Origin of the sequence: Streptomyces xanthophaeus (assembly GCF_000725805.1) — a bacterium.
In the GTDB taxonomy this organism is placed as follows: Bacteria; Actinomycetota; Actinomycetes; order Streptomycetales; family Streptomycetaceae; genus Streptomyces; species Streptomyces xanthophaeus.
The window spans coordinates 266425-283997 of sequence record NZ_KL647134.1 but is presented as its reverse complement, the minus strand read 5'-3'; the positions used below and the strand labels follow the sequence as shown (position 1 = coordinate 283997).

General features: G+C 72.0%; 20 protein-coding genes. 13 read left to right on the top strand and 7 right to left on the bottom strand.

From position 1 onward, the window contains the following. Window positions 1-19: 19 nt before the first annotated feature. The gene (locus tag IO30_RS0135825; RefSeq protein WP_031150171.1) at window positions 20-499 is read right to left on the bottom strand and encodes an SsgA family sporulation/cell division regulator; all 480 of its coding nucleotides are present in this window, start codon (window positions 497-499) and stop codon (window positions 20-22) included. 277 nt (window positions 500-776) lie between these two features. Here IO30_RS0135825 and IO30_RS47775 point away from each other — a divergent pair, with 277 nt between their 5' ends. Together IO30_RS47775 and IO30_RS0135815 are read left to right on the top strand one after the other, a co-directional pair. Continuing rightward, a complete protein-coding gene (locus tag IO30_RS47775; RefSeq protein WP_167347308.1) occupies window positions 777-2483 on the top strand; it encodes an RDD family protein in 1707 nt (568 codons plus the stop codon). A 120-nt stretch (window positions 2484-2603) separates the two neighbouring features. Continuing rightward, window positions 2604-3347, top strand: a complete 744-nt coding sequence (locus IO30_RS0135815; protein WP_031150167.1) for an RDD family protein — start codon at window positions 2604-2606, stop codon at window positions 3345-3347. Window positions 3348-3468: 121 nt separating this feature from the next. Here IO30_RS0135815 and IO30_RS0135810 read toward each other — a convergent pair whose 3' ends face one another. Continuing rightward, complete coding sequence (locus tag IO30_RS0135810; RefSeq protein WP_037896083.1) at window positions 3469-3744, bottom strand: hypothetical protein; 276 nt, start codon at window positions 3742-3744, stop codon at window positions 3469-3471. Between the two features lie 383 nt (window positions 3745-4127). Here IO30_RS0135810 and IO30_RS0135805 point away from each other — a divergent pair, with 383 nt between their 5' ends. Both IO30_RS0135805 and IO30_RS0135800 read left to right on the top strand, forming a co-directional pair. After that, the gene (locus tag IO30_RS0135805; RefSeq protein WP_031150165.1) at window positions 4128-6539 is read left to right on the top strand and encodes an immune inhibitor A domain-containing protein; all 2412 of its coding nucleotides are present in this window, start codon (window positions 4128-4130) and stop codon (window positions 6537-6539) included. A gap of 112 nt (window positions 6540-6651) precedes the next feature. Further along, on the top strand, window positions 6652-6963 hold the full coding sequence (locus IO30_RS0135800) for a hypothetical protein (protein WP_031150164.1): 312 nt from the start codon (window positions 6652-6654) through the stop codon (window positions 6961-6963). A gap of 79 nt (window positions 6964-7042) precedes the next feature. Here the strand turns inward: IO30_RS0135800 and IO30_RS0135795 are convergent, their stop codons facing one another. Continuing rightward, window positions 7043-7636: an isochorismatase family protein gene (locus tag IO30_RS0135795; protein WP_031150162.1), complete on the bottom strand. Its 594-nt coding sequence runs from the start codon at window positions 7634-7636 to the stop codon at window positions 7043-7045. A gap of 118 nt (window positions 7637-7754) precedes the next feature. Beyond that, complete coding sequence (locus tag IO30_RS0135790; RefSeq protein ID WP_031150160.1) at window positions 7755-9083, bottom strand: nicotinate phosphoribosyltransferase; 1329 nt, start codon at window positions 9081-9083, stop codon at window positions 7755-7757. 80 nt (window positions 9084-9163) lie between these two features. On the opposite strand from IO30_RS0135790, the gene clpS reads away from it, so the two are divergent. From clpS to IO30_RS0135755, 7 genes are all read left to right on the top strand, one after another. Beyond that, window positions 9164-9478: an ATP-dependent Clp protease adapter ClpS gene (gene clpS / locus IO30_RS0135785; RefSeq protein WP_031150158.1), complete on the top strand. Its 315-nt coding sequence runs from the start codon at window positions 9164-9166 to the stop codon at window positions 9476-9478. Then, a complete protein-coding gene (locus tag IO30_RS0135780; protein WP_031150156.1) occupies window positions 9478-10080 on the top strand; it encodes a DUF2017 domain-containing protein in 603 nt (200 codons plus the stop codon). The genes clpS and IO30_RS0135780 overlap by 1 nt, the downstream gene beginning before the upstream one ends. Before the next feature lie 368 nt (window positions 10081-10448). Further along, window positions 10449-11882, top strand: coding sequence for an amino acid permease (locus IO30_RS0135775; protein WP_031150154.1), 1434 nt, complete (start codon window positions 10449-10451; stop codon window positions 11880-11882). Window positions 11883-12027: 145 nt separating this feature from the next. Further along, window positions 12028-12450 (top strand): M67 family metallopeptidase, encoded by a 423-nt coding sequence (locus IO30_RS0135770; RefSeq protein WP_031150152.1) that lies wholly within the window; start codon window positions 12028-12030, stop codon window positions 12448-12450. A 77-nt stretch (window positions 12451-12527) separates the two neighbouring features. Continuing rightward, the gene (locus IO30_RS47960) at window positions 12528-12635 is read left to right on the top strand and encodes a putative leader peptide (RefSeq protein WP_324603773.1); all 108 of its coding nucleotides are present in this window, start codon (window positions 12528-12530) and stop codon (window positions 12633-12635) included. A gap of 101 nt (window positions 12636-12736) precedes the next feature. Beyond that, entirely contained in the window at window positions 12737-13024 is a 288-nt protein-coding gene (locus IO30_RS0135760; protein WP_031150150.1) for a MoaD/ThiS family protein, read from the top strand. After that, window positions 13024-13974, top strand: a complete 951-nt coding sequence (locus IO30_RS0135755) for a PLP-dependent cysteine synthase family protein (RefSeq protein WP_031150148.1) — start codon at window positions 13024-13026, stop codon at window positions 13972-13974. Before IO30_RS0135760 ends, IO30_RS0135755 begins: the two co-directional genes overlap by 1 nt. Window positions 13975-14357: 383 nt before the next feature. Here IO30_RS0135755 and IO30_RS0135750 read toward each other — a convergent pair whose 3' ends face one another. Both IO30_RS0135750 and IO30_RS45740 read right to left on the bottom strand, forming a co-directional pair. Then, window positions 14358-14714, bottom strand: coding sequence for a DUF488 domain-containing protein (locus tag IO30_RS0135750; protein ID WP_031150147.1), 357 nt, complete (start codon window positions 14712-14714; stop codon window positions 14358-14360). Between the two features lie 5 nt (window positions 14715-14719). Next, a complete protein-coding gene (locus tag IO30_RS45740) occupies window positions 14720-15142 on the bottom strand; it encodes a hypothetical protein (RefSeq protein WP_031150145.1) in 423 nt (140 codons plus the stop codon). Window positions 15143-15337: 195 nt separating this feature from the next. Between IO30_RS45740 and IO30_RS0135740 the strand changes: the two genes are divergently transcribed. Together IO30_RS0135740 and IO30_RS0135735 are read left to right on the top strand one after the other, a co-directional pair. After that, complete coding sequence (locus tag IO30_RS0135740) at window positions 15338-16090, top strand: MBL fold metallo-hydrolase (protein WP_031150143.1); 753 nt, start codon at window positions 15338-15340, stop codon at window positions 16088-16090. Between the two features lie 56 nt (window positions 16091-16146). Continuing rightward, a complete protein-coding gene (locus tag IO30_RS0135735) occupies window positions 16147-16653 on the top strand; it encodes an isochorismatase family protein (protein ID WP_031150141.1) in 507 nt (168 codons plus the stop codon). Here the strand turns inward: IO30_RS0135735 and IO30_RS0135730 are convergent. Next, the gene (locus IO30_RS0135730; protein ID WP_051902800.1) at window positions 16626-17555 is read right to left on the bottom strand and encodes a DUF7916 family protein; all 930 of its coding nucleotides are present in this window, start codon (window positions 17553-17555) and stop codon (window positions 16626-16628) included. The two genes, IO30_RS0135735 and IO30_RS0135730, sit on opposite strands and share 28 nt — an antisense overlap. Window positions 17556-17573: the final 18 nt, after the last annotated feature.

Here is a 17573-nt window from a genome sequence, read left to right as displayed (position 1 = left end):
CGTGCCCGCGCGCCGGGCGTCACACGTCCCCGTCGGCCGACTCGTCCGACGGCCACGGGTCGCGCAGCCACAGGTCGTCCGCCGGGGTCGGGGTGAGGAGTTCGGCCAGCGCCGCGTCCAGCCCGAGCCGTTCGGCCTCGGTGCCGGGCGGCACGATGCGCAGGGTCCGCTCCAGCCAGGCCGACACCGAGACGGCCGGGGCCTCCAGCAGGGCGTCGCCGTCGGGGGAGCTCAGGGCCATGCAGAGCACGGACCGGTTGTCGACCTTCGTGGGCCAGATCCGTACGTCGCCGTGACCGCACGGCCGGAACACGCCCTCCACGAGGAGCTCGCGGGCGAAGGTCCAGTTGACCGGGGTGCTCGAACCGGTGTGGAAGGTGATGTGGACGGCGTACGGGTCCTCGGTGAGGTAGAGGAGCCGCGCGGGGACGGGGACGCTGCGCTCGGGGGACAGGACCAGCTTGAGTTCCAGCTCGCGCTCGATGGCGGGGTGGTGCATGACGGCCTCACTTCGGTGCGCTCGTGTGCGCTTCGCTTCGGTGTGCGGGGCCGGATCGCGCCCCACACACCGAGAGAGCCGGGGGGTGACGGGTTATGACGCGACTTCGGGCAACGAAAGGGAGATTGGCCGATTTCTGTCGGGTGACCGGAAACAGTCGTATCCCCGGGGTTCGCCCGAAGGCTTGCATTCTCCCGTTACCGGACCTGCCGGGGGGCGGTTCTTGGCTATGGTCCTCCCCTGCACAAGCCTCAAGCCACGATCGGAGTTGGGGACATTGACGGCCTCCCCTGGTGACGGCGAGCAAGCGGCCCGCGAGGGCTACTACCCGGATCCGTCCATCCCAGGGTTCGTCCGGTACTGGAACGGCGCGTCCTGGGTTCCGGGCACGAGCCGCCCCGCGCCGCCTGCCGCGCCCGCCGCGCCTGCCGCGCCCGCCGCGCCTGCCGAGGAGACGGGGCCGGTGTTCCTCGACGAGACCTCCGCGACCGAGGCGCTGCCCGAACCGGAGCCTTCGCCGAGCCCTGGCCCCGAGCCGGTGGTGTGGCAGGCCGACCCCGCCCAGCAGGCGGGTTTCGGCGGGCCGCGCGACCAGCAGGTGTCGTGGGGCAGTCCTGCAGAACCCGAGGCGGGGCAGCCGGCCGCCCGTCCGGCGGGGATCTCGCTGGCCCGTCCGGCCGCTGCTGCGGCGGCCCGGTTCCCCGCGCAGGCACCGGCGGGCATCCTGTCGGTCCGCTCCCCGGCCGCCTCCACCCCGGCCCCGGCCGCGGCCCAGTCCTGGGAGGAGGCTCCGGCTCCGGCCCGCGCCTGCGACGAGGCTCCGGCTGCCGCCGACCCGGCCCGGCCCTGGGGCGACGCTCCCGCCCCCGCCCCGGCCCGGTCCTGGGGCGAGACTCCCGGCTCGGCCCCTGCCCGGTCCTGGGACGAGGCCCCGGCTCCCGCCCCGGCCCGGACCCGGGACGAGGCTCCGGCGCTTGCCCCCGCCCCCGTCCGGCCTTGGGACGACGCCGCCGCTCCGGCCCGGGCCTGGCCGCAGGACGAGGCCCCGGCGGCCGGAGCAGCCGGAGCGGCGACGGCCGCGCCCGCAGCCTCTCCCGCGTGGCCCGACGCCCCCGGCGGGTCGGGTTCCGGGTCCGGGATGACCTCCTCCTGGCCAGAGGCGGCCCCCCGCGCCGCATCCGCCGCCCCCCGCGCCGCAGCAGCCGCCCCGGCGGTGCTCCCGGCCGAGGAGGCCGGGGCCGAGGACTGGCTGCCGCGCGGGCCCGTGCCGGGTTCACGTACCGGCGGGCGCACCCCGGAGCCCGCCATGGCCCGCCCCGCCGCGCCCCGGCCCACGGCGGCCCGCGCCCCCGAACAGGCAGCGCCGCGGGCGGAGGTGTGGGCGCCCCGGCCCGCCGGAGTCCGCCCGTCCGTCCCGGCGGCGGCCGCCGCCCCGGCCGCAGAGGCTGCCGAGGCCGCTCCGGCCGCCCGTCCGCAGTCCACCGCCCGCGCCGTGTTCGAGCGGATGGCCGAGCGCGCCGTACGCCCCGCGGGGCTGGTGCGCCGGGGCGTGGCCCGCCTCCTGGACTCCCTGGTGCTGGGCGCGGTCGCGGCGGGGGCCGCCTTGCCCCTCGTGCCCGTCACCACCGCCCACGTCCAGGCCAAGGTGGACGCCGCTCGCGGCAGCGGCCGCGCCACCACCGTCTGGCTGGTGGACGCCACCGTCGCCGGCCACCTCGGCCTGGTCCTCGGCGCGGTCCTGCTCTTCGGGGTCTTCTACGAGGTCCTGCCGACCGCCCGTTGGGGCCGCACCCCGGGCAAGAAGCTGCTCGGCGTCCGGGTGCTGGCCACCGCCACCCTGCGCCCGCCGGCCTTCGGCGCCGCCCTGCGCCGCTGGCTCGTGTACGCCTTCCTGGGCCTCCCGGGCAGCCTGTGGTGCCTCGTGGACCGCCCGCGCCGGCAGGCCTGGCACGACAAGGCGGCGAAGACGTACGTGGCCCGCTGAGCCCCTTCCCGGGGCCCGTTGCCCCCACCCGGGGCCCGCTGCCCCCGCCCGGACCAGCCCGGCCCCCCGAACGGACGCGTTCCCGTTGCGGGGGTCCCGGAGCCGGGTTCGACTCGGGCCATGAGTACCGACCAGCCGCCGCCGGGCCAGCCGCCCGAGGACGACCCGTTCCTCAAGAAGCCCCAGGGACCGACTCCGCCGTCGGGTGGTTCGCCGTACGGCTCACCGCCGCCCGGCGGTGACGGCTACCCGCCCCCGCCTCCCCCCGGCGGGGCGGGCGGCGCGGGCGGCGGCGGGGGATATCCGCCCCCGCCTCCCCCCTACGGCGGCGGCGGGGACCCGTACGGCGGCAGCGGCGGCTACGGCATGCCCGATCCGCTCGCGGGGATGCCCCCGCTCGCCGACTTCGGCAAGCGCCTCGCCGCGCGGATCATCGACGTGCTGATCATCGCCGTGCCCCTGTTCCTCATCCAGCTGGCCTTCGGCACGAAGCGCTACATGGTCGAGACGAACGAGGGCGAGGACATCAGCGAGGTCGTCACCCGGTCCTACAGCGGCAGCGGCCTGATCATGACCCTGATCTCGATCGTCGCCTACGTCGGGTACGACTGGTGGTTCACCAAGAAGAACGGCCAGACCGTCGGCAAGAAGGCGATGGGCCTGCGCGTCGCGATGCTCAACGACGGCAGCGTCCCGCAGTCCAACGCGGCCCTGAGCCGAGCCGCCGTGCTCTGGCTGCCGACGCTGATCTGCTGCTTCTGCCTGTGGCCGATCGCCCTGGTCATCTCGATCCTCGTCGACAAGCCCTACAAGCAGGGTCTGCACGACAAGGTGGCCAAGACCGTGGTGGTCCGGTCGAACTAGGCCACGGCACCAGGCATCCTCCGCGCGGCCCACGCGCGACACGTCACGGCGCGAGATCGGGCAACTCCGGCTGCTTTCGGCCGATTTCGCAGGGTGAGCGCCGAGCGGAGTGACGAACGCCTCAGTGGTGCACCGGGTGTTCGCTGTCCGCCTTCCGGGGTTCGGGCACCCGGGCGTCCGCCGGGGCCGCGGCGGGCCGGGTGCGGACCGCGTGGCGGCCGCGGTGCCGGGGGACCGGCACGGTGACGGCGACGAGCAGACCGAGGGCCAGGGCGGCCGCGGAGATGACCGCGACACCGAGTCCGGTGCTCGTCCGGGACAGCAGCAGCATGGCGATCGTCGAGACGACGACGGTGGCGGACCCGTAGAAGAGCTGTGCGGCAGTCGGACGCGGCATGGCGATATCCGTCCTCAAGGCGGGAGGGGGAGTCGGCTCAACTAGGTCGCGCGTCAAGTGACTCTACGACCAGGGATGCCCGAGCGGAACTACCGGTAAGCGTGACCTAACCCACGGTGCCGGAGCACAGGGGGCGCACGGGGTCATCCCAGAGCACCGTGACGGGGGCCGGGAAGCGCCCTTCGCCCCGTATGGCAGGGGAACGTCCGGATACCGGAACTCGCTGACCGCATAGTGCAGTTGTAAGGACCAAGTCAAGGTCTGTCTTTTCTCGGTTCTCTCCGGTCAAATGTCGTCACTTGAGACGCGCGCCGCGCGGAACCCCCCGCTCCTATGGAGACGTTCCGACCTACGTTGCGGCCGCGGGAGGGGAACGACATCAAGTGACCAGCAACTCCGCCAGAAGGCGCACCCTGCGCGTTGCCGCGATCGGGGTCACCCTGGCCGCGACCGCGGCTTCCGGGGCCTTCTACACCGCTGCCCAGGCCGACGACCAGCGGGGCGCACCCGCCGTAGACCGGCAGGACCCCACGGCTCCGTCGAAGGAGCACGTCAAGCACGACCTCGAAGGTCCGTTCAGCAAGCAGCAGGCGCAGCAGCGCGAGGCCGCCCTTGACCAGGTGCTCTCGGGCAAGAAGGACGTCGAGCAGCGCGGCGCCTCCAAGGTCGTCAAGCTGGACGAGAAGAAGTACGTCGAGCTCGGCCGCGAGAAGACCGACAAGATCTTCACGATCCTCGTCGAGTTCGGCGACCAGGTCGACAACACGACCATGTTCGACCCGGACGGCGCGGAGGGCCCCAAGCCCCCCGTCCCGAAGTACGGCGGCACCCCCGGTCCGCTGCACAACACGATCGCGCAGCCGGACCGTGCCCAGGACAACAGCACCGCCTGGCGCAAGGACTTCAGCCGCGACTACTTCCAGGACCTGTACTTCGCCACGGGCGAGGGCAAGCACTCGCTGAAGACCTACTACGAGAAGACCTCCTCGGGCCGTTACTCGGTCGAGGGCGAGGTCTCCGACTGGGTCAAGGTCCCGTACAACGAGGGTCGTTACGGCTCCAACTACTGCGGCCAGACCAACTGCTCCAACGTGTGGGACACCGTCAAGGACGGCGTCCTCGCGTGGACGGAGGCCCAGAAGAAGGCCGGCAAGACCGACGCCCAGATCAAGGCGCAGCTGGCCCAGTACGACCAGTGGGACCGCTACGACTTCGACGGCGACGGCAACTTCAACGAGCCCGACGGCTACATCGACCACTTCCAGATCGTCCACGCGGGCGAGGACGAGTCGGCCGGCGGCGGCGTGCAGGGCACCACCGCGCTGTGGGCCCACCGCTGGTACGCCTACGGCACCCAGGCGGGCAAGACCGGCCCGGAGAACAACAAGGCCGGCGGTACCCAGATCGGTGACACCGGCATCTGGGTCGGCGACTACACGATGCAGCCCGAGAACGGCGGCCTCGGCGTCTTCGCGCACGAGTACGGCCACGACCTCGGCCTGCCGGACCTCTACGACACCTCCGGTGGCGGCGAGAACGGCGTCGGCTTCTGGTCCCTGATGTCGGCGGGCTCCTGGCTCGGCACCGGCCAGGACTCCATAGGCGACCTCCCGGGCGACATGACCGCCTGGGACAAGCTCCAGCTGGGCTGGCTGAACTACGACCAGGCCAAGGCCGCGACGAAGTCCACCCACAAGCTGGGCGTCTCGGAGTACAACACCAAGGACAAGCAGGCCCTGGTCGTCGACCTGCCGAAGAAGAAGGTCCAGACGGACGTCGTCGCTCCCGCCGAGGGTTCCTCGCAGTGGTGGAGCAACATGGGTGACGACCTCAAGAACACCCTGACCCGCTCGGTGGACCTGACCGGCAAGACCTCCGCCGCCCTGTCGCTCAAGGGCTGGTGGGACATCGAGGCCGAGTACGACTACCTCTACACCGAGGCCTCCACCGACGGCGGCGCCACCTGGACGCCCCTCGCCGGTACCGCCGACGGCGCGGCCCTCCCGGTCGACGCCTCCGGCAGCCCGTCGCTGACCGGTGTCTCGGGTGCCTGGAAGTCGCTGAACTTCCCGCTCGACGCCTACGCGGGCAAGAAGGTCGACCTCCGCTTCCGCTACCAGACGGACGGCGGCGCGGGCGGCAAGGGCTTCACGGCCGATGCCGTCAACATCACCGCGGACGGCGCCACCCTGTTCGCCGACGGCGCCGAGAACGGCGACAACGGCTGGACCGGCAAGGGCTTCTCGCGCATCGGCGCCGGCTTCACCAAGGAGTACGCGCAGTACTACATCGCCGAGAACCGCCGTTACGTCTCGTACGACTCCACCCTCAAGGTGGGCCCGTACAACTTCGGCTTCGGCAACACCCGTCCGGACTGGGTCGAGCACTACCCGTACCAGGACGGTCTGCTGATCTGGCAGTGGGACACCTCCCAGAAGGACAACAACACCAGCCAGCACCCGGGCCAGGGTCTGATCCTTCCGATCGACGCCAACGCCAAGCCCATGAAGTGGGCGGACGGCACGCTGCTGCGCAACAAGATCCAGCCGTACGACGCGACCTTCAGCGCCTACTCGACGGACGCGTTCACGCTGCACAAGAACGGCGAGTCGCTCTTCCTCAAGCCGAAGCCCACGAACCTGGTCTTCGACGACCGCACCCCGGGCAAGTACTACTCCGACGAGAACCCGACCGGATCGGTGAAGGTCACTGACACCAACACCAAGATCAAGATCCTGAAGGAGACCTACGACGGTGAGGTCATGACCGTCGAGGTTGGCCCCTCGAAGAAGTAATTCGGTAAAACCGCAGGTCAAAGCATGATCGGCCGTCGCCCTCTAGCGGGCGGCGGCCGTTCGCGTTTAGATGCGTGGTGCGAGTTTCTTATTGACGGGGGAGATGACAGACATGCCAGGTGGAGGTTTCGTCAGACTGCCGGGCGGCAGTGTGGTGGTCGCGCTCACACTGCCGAGGCCGCTCGCGGACGGCGGCGACAGCGCCAGTGTCCGCGTGCTCGTGCACGCCGCGAACCGGGCCCGCGCCCTGACCAGGCTGCGGAACCTCGGGATGCGGGCGGTGTACCTGCGCGGCAACGCGCAGCCGCCGACGCCGGACGAGGTCACGGCCGTCCTGCACCATCCGGACGGCCTGCTGTGGCGCTGCGCGCCCGATCGCGCGCAGGAGCTCTGGCACCCGATCCGGGCCCTGCTGGGCACCTAGCGCAGCCCGCGGAGCCCCGGGGCTCCCCAGGATGCCCCGGGGCGCCCCGGGGCTCCCGTGCGGCTCCCCGGGTCCCGTTCTAGGCGGCCCGGTCGCCCACGAGGACCACTCCGGCCGCCCGCAGCTCGTCCAGGGCGCGGGCGGTGGTGTGCGGGGCGACGGCGGCCGTCAGGTCCAGCAGCACGCGGGTGGTGAAGCCCTCCCGGGCGGAGTCCAGGGCGGTGGCCCGTACGCAGTGGTCGGTGGCGATCCCGACCACGTCCACCTCGGTGACGTGCCGGTCGCGCAGCCACTGGGCCAGGGTCGCGCCGTTCTCGTCGGTCCCCTCGAAGCCGCTGTACGCGGCCTCGTAGGCACCCTTGTCGAAGACGGCGGCCACGGCCCCCGACGCCACGGCGGGAGCGAAGTTCGGGTGGAAGCCCACGCCCTCCGTCCCGGCGACGCAGTGCACGGGCCAGGAGGTCTCGTAGTCCGGCTCGGCCGGGGGCCGGGCGAAGTGCGCGCCGGGATCGACGTGGTGGTCCCGGGTGGCGACGACGTGCCGGTAGCCGGCCGTGGCCTGGCCGATGAGCTCGGTGACGGCGGCGGCGACATCGGCCCCGCCGGTGACCGCGAGGCTGCCGCCCTCGCAGAAGTCGTTCTGGACGTCGACGACGATCAGTGCGCGGTGCATTTCGCGTGCCCTTCGGTTCGATGGTGTGCGGCGGGCCCTGCGGGGGCTCATCCCCCGCCCCGCCCCTTCCCGAAACCGGCGGCCCTGCCCCCGGTCCCGGGACCGGGGGGCGTCCCGGTCACACGTATTCGGTGGGGATCACGGCCTCGCCCCGTGAGAGCTGCGTCGCGGACAGCGGCAGCCCCGCGAGGGCCGTGCGGTGGCGCTCGCGCACCGCCTCCAGCGGCTCGCGGGCGACGACCTCGCCGCCCTTCACCAGCTCGACCAGCAGCTGCGAGCCCGCCAGGGCCGCCGGGACCGGGCCCGTGCCGATCACCTCCGCCTCGGCCACCCCGTCGGCGTCCGTGCGGCGGGCCGCCCACTTGCGGCCGCCGATCGAGGTCTTGCCGCCGGAGGACTTCTTCGCCACCGGGGCCAGCGCCGCCTTCGGGTCCGCCGAGGTCGCGCGCGCCACCAGCTTGTAGACCATCGAGCACGTCGGGTGCCCGCTGCCCGTCACCAGCTGCGTGCCCACGCCGTACGCGTCCACGGGGGCCGCGGCCAGCGAGGCGATCGCGTACTCGTCGAGGTCCGAGGTGACCACGATCCGCGTCGAGGTGGCGCCGAGCTCGTCCAGCTGCTGGCGCACCCGGTGGGCGACCAGCAGCAGGTCACCGGAGTCGATCCGCACCGCGCCGAGGCCGGTGCCGGCGACCTCCACGGCCGTCTTCACGGCCTCGGCGACGTCGTAGGTGTCCACCAGCAGCGTCGTCCCGCTGCCCAGCGAGGCCACCTGCGCGGTGAACGCGTCCCGCTCGTCGTCGTGGACCAGGGTGAAGGCGTGGGCGCTGGTGCCGACCGTCGGGATCCCGTACCGGAAACCGGCCGCCAGGTCCGAGGTCGAGGCGAAGCCGCCGACGTAGGCGGCGCGCGCCGAGGCCACCGCCGCCAGTTCGTGGGTGCGCCGCGCGCCCATCTCGATCAGCGGCCGGCCGCCCGCCGCCGAGGACATCCGGGAGGCCGCCGCGGCGATCGCAGAATCGTGGTTGAGGATGGAGAGGATCACCGTCTCCAGCAGGACGCACTCGGCGAAGCTGCCCTCGACCCGCAGGAGCGGCGAGCCGGGGAAGTAGACCTCCCCCTCCGGGTAGCCCCAGATGTCGCCGGAGAAGCGGTACGAGGCCAGCCAGTCCAGGGTGCGCATGTCGACGACGGCCCGCTCGCGCAGGAAGTCCAGCACCGCGCCGTCGAAGCGGAAGTTCTCGACCGCGTCGAGCACCCGGCCGGTTCCGGCCACCACGCCGTAGCGCCGCCCCTCGGGCAGCCGGCGGGTGAAGACCTCGAAGACCGAGCGGCGGTCGGCGGTGCCGTTCGCCAGGGCGGCCTGCAGCATCGTGAGCTCGTAATGGTCCGTGAAGAGCGCTGTCGACGGCACGTCCACCGGCAGGCCCAGGTCCGCAGGGTTCATGTCACGGATGCTAGCGCACATTTCGTCAGAGTGACGAGATGTAGGGCCCGTTTGTGCGACGGGCCCGTCACAGTGGCAGCATGGGACGAGTGAGTGTTGCTCCTATTGAGATCGAACGCACCGAATCGGCCGAAGAGACCTTCGCGGTCCCCGAACCCGACGTCCCCTGGGTGACCCTGGTGCACAACGACCCGGTCAACCTCATGAGCTACGTGGCGTACGTGTTCCAGGCGTACTTCGGCTACCCCAAGGACAAGGCGCACAGACTGATGCTCGACGTCCACCACAAGGGGCGCGCCGTCGTCTCCAGTGGCACCCGCGAGGAAATGGAACGCGACGTGCAGGCCATGCACGGCTACGGCCTGTGGGCGACCCTCTCCCAGGACCGCAACTGATGGGCGGCACGTTCCAGTCCCTCGCGGGCGGCGGAGCCGCCATCGCGCTCGACGAGATCGAGGTCTCCATCCTGCGCTCCCTGGCGGTCCAGCTGCTGGAGCTGATCGGTCCCGGCGCCCCGGAACCGGCCGAGGACGCTGACCCGCTGGCCGCACTGTTCGCCGAGGGCCCCTCCGAACCCCCGTCCGACCCCGCCCTCGCCCGTCTCTTCCCCGACGCCTACGGAGCCCCGGACGGCGCCGGGGACGCGGGTGTGGACCCGGCCGAGCTGACGGCCCGGTCGGCCGAGTTCCGCCGCTTCACCGAGAACGACCTGCGCTCCCGCAAGCGCGAGGACGCGCTGGCCGTCGTACGCAGCCTGGACGGGCTCACCCCGGACGGCGACGGGACTGCCGTGCTGGAGCTGACCGGCGAGGAGCCGCTGCGCTGGCTCGGCGCCCTCAACGACCTGCGCCTGACCATCGCGGCCCGGCTCGACATCACCGAGGACGACGAGAGCGCGGTGCTGTTCCGGCTGCCGGACGACGACCCGCGCAAGCCCATGGTGATGGCGTACCTCTGGCTCGGAGGCCTCCAGGAGACGCTCATCGAGACGCTCTGAGGCCCCGGGGTCATGGAGGACCCTCCGGCGACTCCCGGGTAACCCTCAGATGATCCTCAGAGGTGGACACCGTTCGCTCAGCGGACGCTCAAATCCGGATAACGATCAGATCACCGCCATGCGGTGGTCTGATCTGTTTCAGGAGCTATGTCCCGGATTTCCTGTGCTCCACGCCACATTTCGACCCCTCGGTCACCCATAAGCACGTGATAAATCTTCACGACCGCCGAAGGGACGCCACCCATGTCCCGCGGCCGCTTGAACCGGCTGACCGCCGGCGTGCAACTCCATCCGTATCCGGGGGGATCGAGGACCGGGCAGTCGCCAGATCGAAGGCGCTGCCCGGCGTGGAGAAAGGCTCACCAGACATGACCTCTGTGCAGGTCGAGCAGCACGACAGGACGCCCGAGGGCGGCCAGGGCGAGGGCGAGGGTTACCACCGCGCCCTCGGCGCCCGCCAGATCCAGATGATCGCCATCGGCGGAGCCATCGGCACCGGCCTCTTCCTGGGCGCGGGCAAGGCGATCTCCAAGGCCGGCCCGAGCCTGATCCTGGCTTACGCCATCGCGGGCCTGGTCATCTTCTTCATCATGCGGGCCCTGGGCGAGCTGCTCATGTACCGCCCCGTCTCCGGTTCCTTCTCGGACTACGCCCGCGAGTTCCTCGGGCCGTTCTGGGGCTATGTGACCGGCTGGACGTACTGGCTGTTCTGGGTGGTCACCGGCATCACCGAGGTCACCGCGGCCGCGCAGTACATGGCGTACTGGACCCACGACAGCTTCCCGCAATGGGCGTACGCGCTGATCTTCACGGTCATCCTCTACGGCGCCAACCTGATCTCCGTGAAGCTCTTCGGTGAGCTGGAGTTCTGGTTCTCCATGGTCAAGGTCACCGCCATCGTCGGCATGATCCTGATCTGCGCCGGCATCCTCACCATCGGCTTCTCCGACGCGGCCGACACCGCCACCGTCAGCAACCTGTGGAACGACGGCGGCTTCTTCCCCAAGGGCATCGGCGGCACGCTGATGACCCTCCAGATCGTCATGTTCGCCTTCCTCGCGGTCGAGCTGGTCGGCGTCACCGCCGGCGAGTCCAAGGACCCCGAGAAGACCCTGCCCAAGGCCATCAACACCGTGCCGTGGCGCATCGCCGTCTTCTACGTCGGCGCGCTGATCATGATCCTGTCGGTCGTCCCGTGGACGCACTTCCAGCCGGGCGTCTCGCCCTTCGTGGCCGCCTTCGAGCGCATGGGCCTCGGCGTCGGCGCCGCCATCGTCAACTTCGTGGTGCTGACGGCCGCCCTGTCCTCCTGCAACTCGGGCATGTACTCCACCGGCCGCATGCTGCGCGACCTCGCCCTCAACGGCCAGGGCCCGGGCTTCTTCACCAAGCTGACGAAGAACGGCACCCCGCTGATCGGCACCACCTTCTCCGCCGCACTGATGCTGGTGGGCGTCTGGATCAACTACGTCGCCCCGGGCAAGGCCTTCGACTACGTCGTCTCCTTCGCCACCATCTCCGGCATGTGGGCCTGGATCATGATCCTGGTCTGCCAGATCCGCTACCGCGCCAAGGCCGACCGCGGCGAGCTGCCGCAGTCCTCCTTCCGCGCCCCCGGCGCCCCGTGGACCAGCTGGTTCGCCCTGCTGTTCATCGGCATGGTCATCGTGATGATGGGCATCGACAAGGACGCCCGCGTCTCGCTGTACTGCGCCCCGCTGTGGGGTCTGGTCCTGGGCCTGTCCTACCTGGTCCTGAAGTCCCGCAACCCCCGCGGCGCCGCCTTCAACAAGGCCGCCTAGCCGCCACCCGACGCGGGTCCCGGCCGCCTGTCACGGCCGGGAACCGCACCCGCCGGACCAGGTGTCCGGGCCGGGCTGTCCAGCATCCGGGCCCCTGCGTACCACTCCTCGGTACGCAGGGGCCCGTCTGTCTATCCTGTCGCTCATGCTGACCCTCACCCAGGCCCTGTACGACCAGATCGTCGAGCACGCCCGCCAGGACCACCCCGACGAGGCGTGCGGTGTCGTGGCGGGCCCGGCGGGCACCGACCGCCCCGAACGCTTCGTCCCGATGCTCAACGCGGCCCGCTCGCCCACGTTCTACGAGTTCGACTCGAAGGATCTGCTCAAGCTCTACCGCGAACTGGACGACCGGGACGAGGAGCCGGTGATCGTCTACCACTCGCACACCGCGACCGAGGCGTACCCCTCGCGCACGGACGTCACCTACGCGAACGAGCCCGGCGCGCACTACGTGCTGGTCTCCACGGCGGACAAGGACGGCCTCGGGGAGTTCCAGTTCCGCTCCTACCGCATCGTCGACGGCGTGATCACGGAAGAAGAAGTGCAGGTCGTAGAGGCCTACTGACCAGTATGTGAGCCGCTTCCGTCCACGATGCGGGATCACACTCCAAACGGGGGACCGGGAATCGTTAACATGACCGCATGGTTCCCCACGACGTGAGCATCGAGACGCCCGGCAGGCTGCTGCTCGTGGCGCGGCTGCACGTCGACCTGTGCCGCCTCGCCAGCTCCATCTGTCCCGCTGCCTGAGCCCCACAGAGCACCACGCACCACAGCCCCTCTCGCGCGGGGGCGCACAAGAACCGCGCGGTTCACGTTCTCCACGCCCCTTCACGACACTGGAGCCATCCATGGCCATCGAGGTCCGCATCCCGACCATCCTCCGCACCTACACCGACGGCGAGAAGGCCGTGACGGGCGAGGGCGCCACCCTGGACGCGCTCTTCTCGGACCTGGAGACCCGCCACAAGGGCATCCGCGAGCGCATCGTCGACGAGTCCAAGGGCGGCGAGCTGCGCCGCTTCGTGAACGTCTACCTCAACGACGAGGACGTCCGCTTCCTGGAGGGCATCTCCACCGGCCTCAAGGACGGCGACAGCGTCACCATCCTCCCGGCCGTGGCCGGCGGCGCTGTCTGATGCGTTACGACTCCCCACTGGCCGCGGTCGGCAACACGCCGCTGGTCCGGCTGCCCCGGCTGTCGCCCTCGGACGACGTGCGGATCTGGGCCAAGCTGGAGGACCGCAACCCCACCGGCTCGATCAAGGACCGCCCCGCGCTCCACATGGTCGAGCAGGCGGAGAAGGACGGCCGGCTGTACCCGGGCTGCACGATCCTGGAGCCCACCTCGGGCAACACCGGCATCTCGCTGGCGATGGCGGCCAAGCTCAAGGGCTACCGCATCGTGTGTGTGATGCCGGAGAACACCAGCCAGGAACGGCGCGACCTGCTGGCCATGTGGGGAGCCGAGATCATCCCGTCGCCGGCGGCCGGCGGCTCGAACACCGCCGTCCGGGTGGCCAAGGAACTCGCGGCGGAGCACCCGGACTGGGTGATGCTCTACCAGTACGGGAACCCGGACAACGCGGGCGCCCACTACGCGACGACCGGCCCGGAGATCCTCGCCGACCTCCCCTCGGTCACCCACTTCGTCGCGGGCCTGGGCACGACCGGAACCCTGATGGGCGTGGGCCGCTACCTGCGCGAACACGTCGAGGGCATCAAGATCGTCGCGGCCGAGCCGCGCTACGACGACCTGGTCTACGGCCTGCGCAACCTGGACGAGGGCTTCGTCCCGGAGCTGTACGACGCCTCCGTCCTCACGACCCGGTTCTCGGTGGGCTCGGCGGACGCCGTCACCCGCACCCGCGAGCTCCTCCAGCTGGAGGGCATCTTCGCGGGCGTCTCCACCGGAGCCGCCCTGCACGCGGCGATCGGCGTCGGCCGCAAGGCGGTGGCCGCGGGCGAGTCCGCCGACATCGTCTTCGTGGTGGCCGACGGCGGCTGGAAGTACCTCTCGACGGGCGTCTACACGGCGGCCACGACCGAGGAAGCCATCGAGGTCCTCCAGGGCCAGCTCTGGGCATAGGCGCTGCGCGGCCGCCCCGGGCCGACCGGGCGCGACTCCACCGCCGGAGTCGCCGCCCCGCGCGACTCCGCCGCCGGGGTGCTGCCCCGGGCCCCGGGCGGGGCTGAATCCGGCCCCGCCCGGAGGAGCATGCCGCGCGGGGACCGGGCCGGAGCCCCAGGCCCCGACGCCGCCCGGGCCCAGCCCAGGCCCCGCCCAGGCCCCGCCCAGGCTCAGGCCCCGGCTCAGGCTCCGCCCCGGCTCAGGCAGGCTCCGCCCGGCCCAGACTCCGGCCCGGGCTCAGGCTCCGGCCCAGGCTCAGACTCCGGCCCAGGCCCCGCCCGGGTTCAGGCCCGGCCCAGGCCCCGCCCGGGTTCAGGCGGCGGACCGGGCCCCGCCCGGGTTCAGGTTCCGCCCAGCAGCTCTGCCAGGATCGCGGCGTGGCTCGCCCCCGGGTCCTTGACGGCGGTCAGCAGGGTGACGGGGCCCGCGGCCATCAGGCTCCGCAGCCGGTCCAGCTCCGCCACCGCCTCCGGAGCGGCCAGCTCCGCCTCGTAGCGGCGCCGGAACTCGTCGGCCGGACCGCCCGCGTGGAACCACTTGCGCAGCTCCGTCGAGGGAGTGAGCGCCCGCGGCCACCGGTCCACGCGGGCCGCCTCCTTCGCCAGCCCGCGCGGCCAGAGCCGGTCCACCAGGACCCGTACCCCGTCCCCGCCGGCCCCCGGCTCCACCGGGTCGTACACCCGCCGCAGCCGCACCACCGGCTTCACCGCTCACCACCTCCGAGCCCCTTGACCTCGTCCCACACCGCCGGATCCAGCGTGCCCAGCCGCGTCCGGAACTCCCACAGCGACACCTCCGCGGGCCGGTCCGCCTCCAGGAAACCGGCCCGCCCCTGCGCCCCCACCGTCCCCGGGGGCAGCGGGATCACCCCGGCCCGCCGGTCGTCGTACTTCCCGGTGATCCACGCGACCCGCGCCCGGTGGCTCCGCGCCGGCCCCACCGCCAGCACCAGGCACGTCCGGCCGTCCGCCAGACACCACAGCTCACCGGGCCCCGGCCGGGGCGCGGGACCGGTCCCGCGCGCAGCCGGGGACCGCCGGGGCAGACCCAGCCGGCCCCCCGCGACCAGCATCGCCAGCGCCACGGCCACGACCGCGGCCACCGCGGGCCACCAGGACGTGTCCATGTTCCGACCGTAACCGCGCGGGAACGCCCCGGCATGGCAACGCCCGTGCGCACTGTCGCTCCCCCGGGTGACAGCGCAGGTGATTCCCCCCACAACGGCCCGCCGCGGAGGAGCGACCGGACGTTTCGCGCCTTACGCTCGACCCACGCACGGCCCGCATTCCGTCCACGGACCGTCCACGGAGGTTCACGCTCCATGAAGCTCACCGTCGTCGGCTGCTCGGGGTCGTTCCCGTCCGCGGAATCGGCCTGTTCGAGCTACCTCGTCGAGGCCGACGGCTTCCGGCTGCTCCTCGACATGGGCAACGGCGCCCTCGGAGACCTCCAGCGGTACTGCGGTCTCTACGACCTCGACGCGATCTTCCTCAGCCATCTGCACGCCGACCACTGCATCGACATGTGCGGATACTTCGTCGCCCGCTACTACCGCCACGAAGGCGGCCGCTGCGGCACGATCCCCGTCTACGGCCCCGAAGGCACCGAGAAGCGCCTGACCGCGGCCTACGAGGACGTCCCCGACGAGCGGTCCATGAGCGAGGTCTTCGACTTCCGCACCCTGAAGTCCGGCAGCTTCGAGATCGGCCCCTTCCAGGTCCGCACCGAGCGGGTCTGCCACCCGGTCGAGGCGTACGGCATCCGCATCGAGCACGGCGGCCGCGCCCTCACCTACTCCGGGGACACCGGGGTCTGCCCCGAGCTGGGACTGCTCGCCGAGGGCACCGACCTCTTCCTGTGCGAGGCCTCCTTCACGCACGGCAAGGAAGACATCCCCGACCTCCACCTCAACGGCCGCGAAGCGGGCGAGTACGCGAGCAGCGGCAAGGTCGGCCGTCTCGTCCTCACCCACATCCCGCCGTGGACGGACGCCGCCCAGAACATCGCCGACGCCCGCGCGGTCTACGACGGCCCGGTCGACCTGGCCCGCTCGGGCGCCGTCTACGAGCTCTGAGGACGGCCGCCGCGGCCGGGCCCGCAGGCCCCGGCAGGCCTGGCTACCATCCCGGCATGACCTCCGCGCTGATCCTCGTCGACCTGATGCCGCGCATCATCGCCCTGCCCGTCGCACCGCACTCCGGCGAGGAGGTGCTGGAGCGCTGCCGCACGCTGGCCGAGGCCTTCCGGGCCGACGGCCGCCCCGTGGTGCTGGTGCGGGTGGAGCGGCCGGGCGTGGCCGAGCAGCCACCGGGCAGCGGCTTCGCCGAGGACCTGGTCCGCCCCGGCGACGTGCTCCTCGTCAAGCAGACCGTCGGGGCCTTCCACGGCACCGGCCTGGACGAGCGGCTGCGCGCCCTCGGCGTGGACACGCTGGTGCACGCCGGGCTGGTCACGACCATGGGCGTGGAGTCGACCGCGCGGGCCGCCAGTGACCACGGTTACGAGGTGGAGTTCGTCGCCGACGCCATGTCCGGGTTCGACGCGCAGGAGCACGCGTTCGCGGTGGAGCGGATCTTCCCGCGCTTCGGCGCGGTCCGCCGCACCGCGGACTACACCGCGGACGGCACGGAGGCCTGAGCGCTCCGGGCCCGGCGGCCGCCGAGGGCCATCCGGTTCCAGGTGTGCCGCCGGCCCCGGATCGCCACCGAGTACGCGTACATCACCTCCGGGTCGCACATCCCCGGGATGTAGGAGTCCCCGAAGTGGTGGGCGTCGAAGCCCGCCTCCTTGGCGTTCAGCGCGAGCTGGGGCACCACGTTCGCGTGGCTGCCCTCCTGGCTGGTGCCGATGGCGCCCAACACGATCGCGCCCGCGTCCTGCACGGCCGCCACCGCGGCGGCGGCCAGCTCCCGCGTCACCCCCGGCAGGGTGCCGGGCAGCGGCATGACCACCCCGTCCGCGCCCGCGTCGACGAGCGCGGTCAGCCGCGCAGTGGTGACCCGCTCGGGGTGCCCGGCGTGGTGCATCTTCCCCGACCACAGGGCCGCGTCGTCGCCGAGCCCCCGGCGCAGTTCCTCGGTGACCCGCGCCATGGCCTCGTACGAGCCGCCCGTGCCGGGGTTCGCGGTGATGCAGAGCATGGCCGCGCCCATGTCCACCAGCCGCTTGGCGTACTCCGGCTTCGCGCGGCGGATCTCCGGTACGTCGCCGGGCTCCAGGTTCACGGCGACCGGCCGCCCGATCACCCGGGCCAGCTCGGTGAAGGAGGTGAACTCGCCCAGCCCGGGCAGCCGCAGCCGTTCGCCGTCCCAGGCGCGTTCGATCAGGTTCAGTACGACGAGGTCCGCGCCGAAGGAGGCGACGAGCTCGGCGTTGTGCACGCCGCGGCCGTCCGGGTGGGGTGACATCGCGGCACGTTCGGCGAAGACCTCGGCGACCATGGTCCGCCCCTCGGCGGCGGCGACGGCCCGGGTCAGCGCCCGGCCGCGCAGGGCGGCGAGCTGGTCACGGTCGAGGTCGAGGATGCGCGGTTCCGTCATATCTCCACGCTAAGGAAC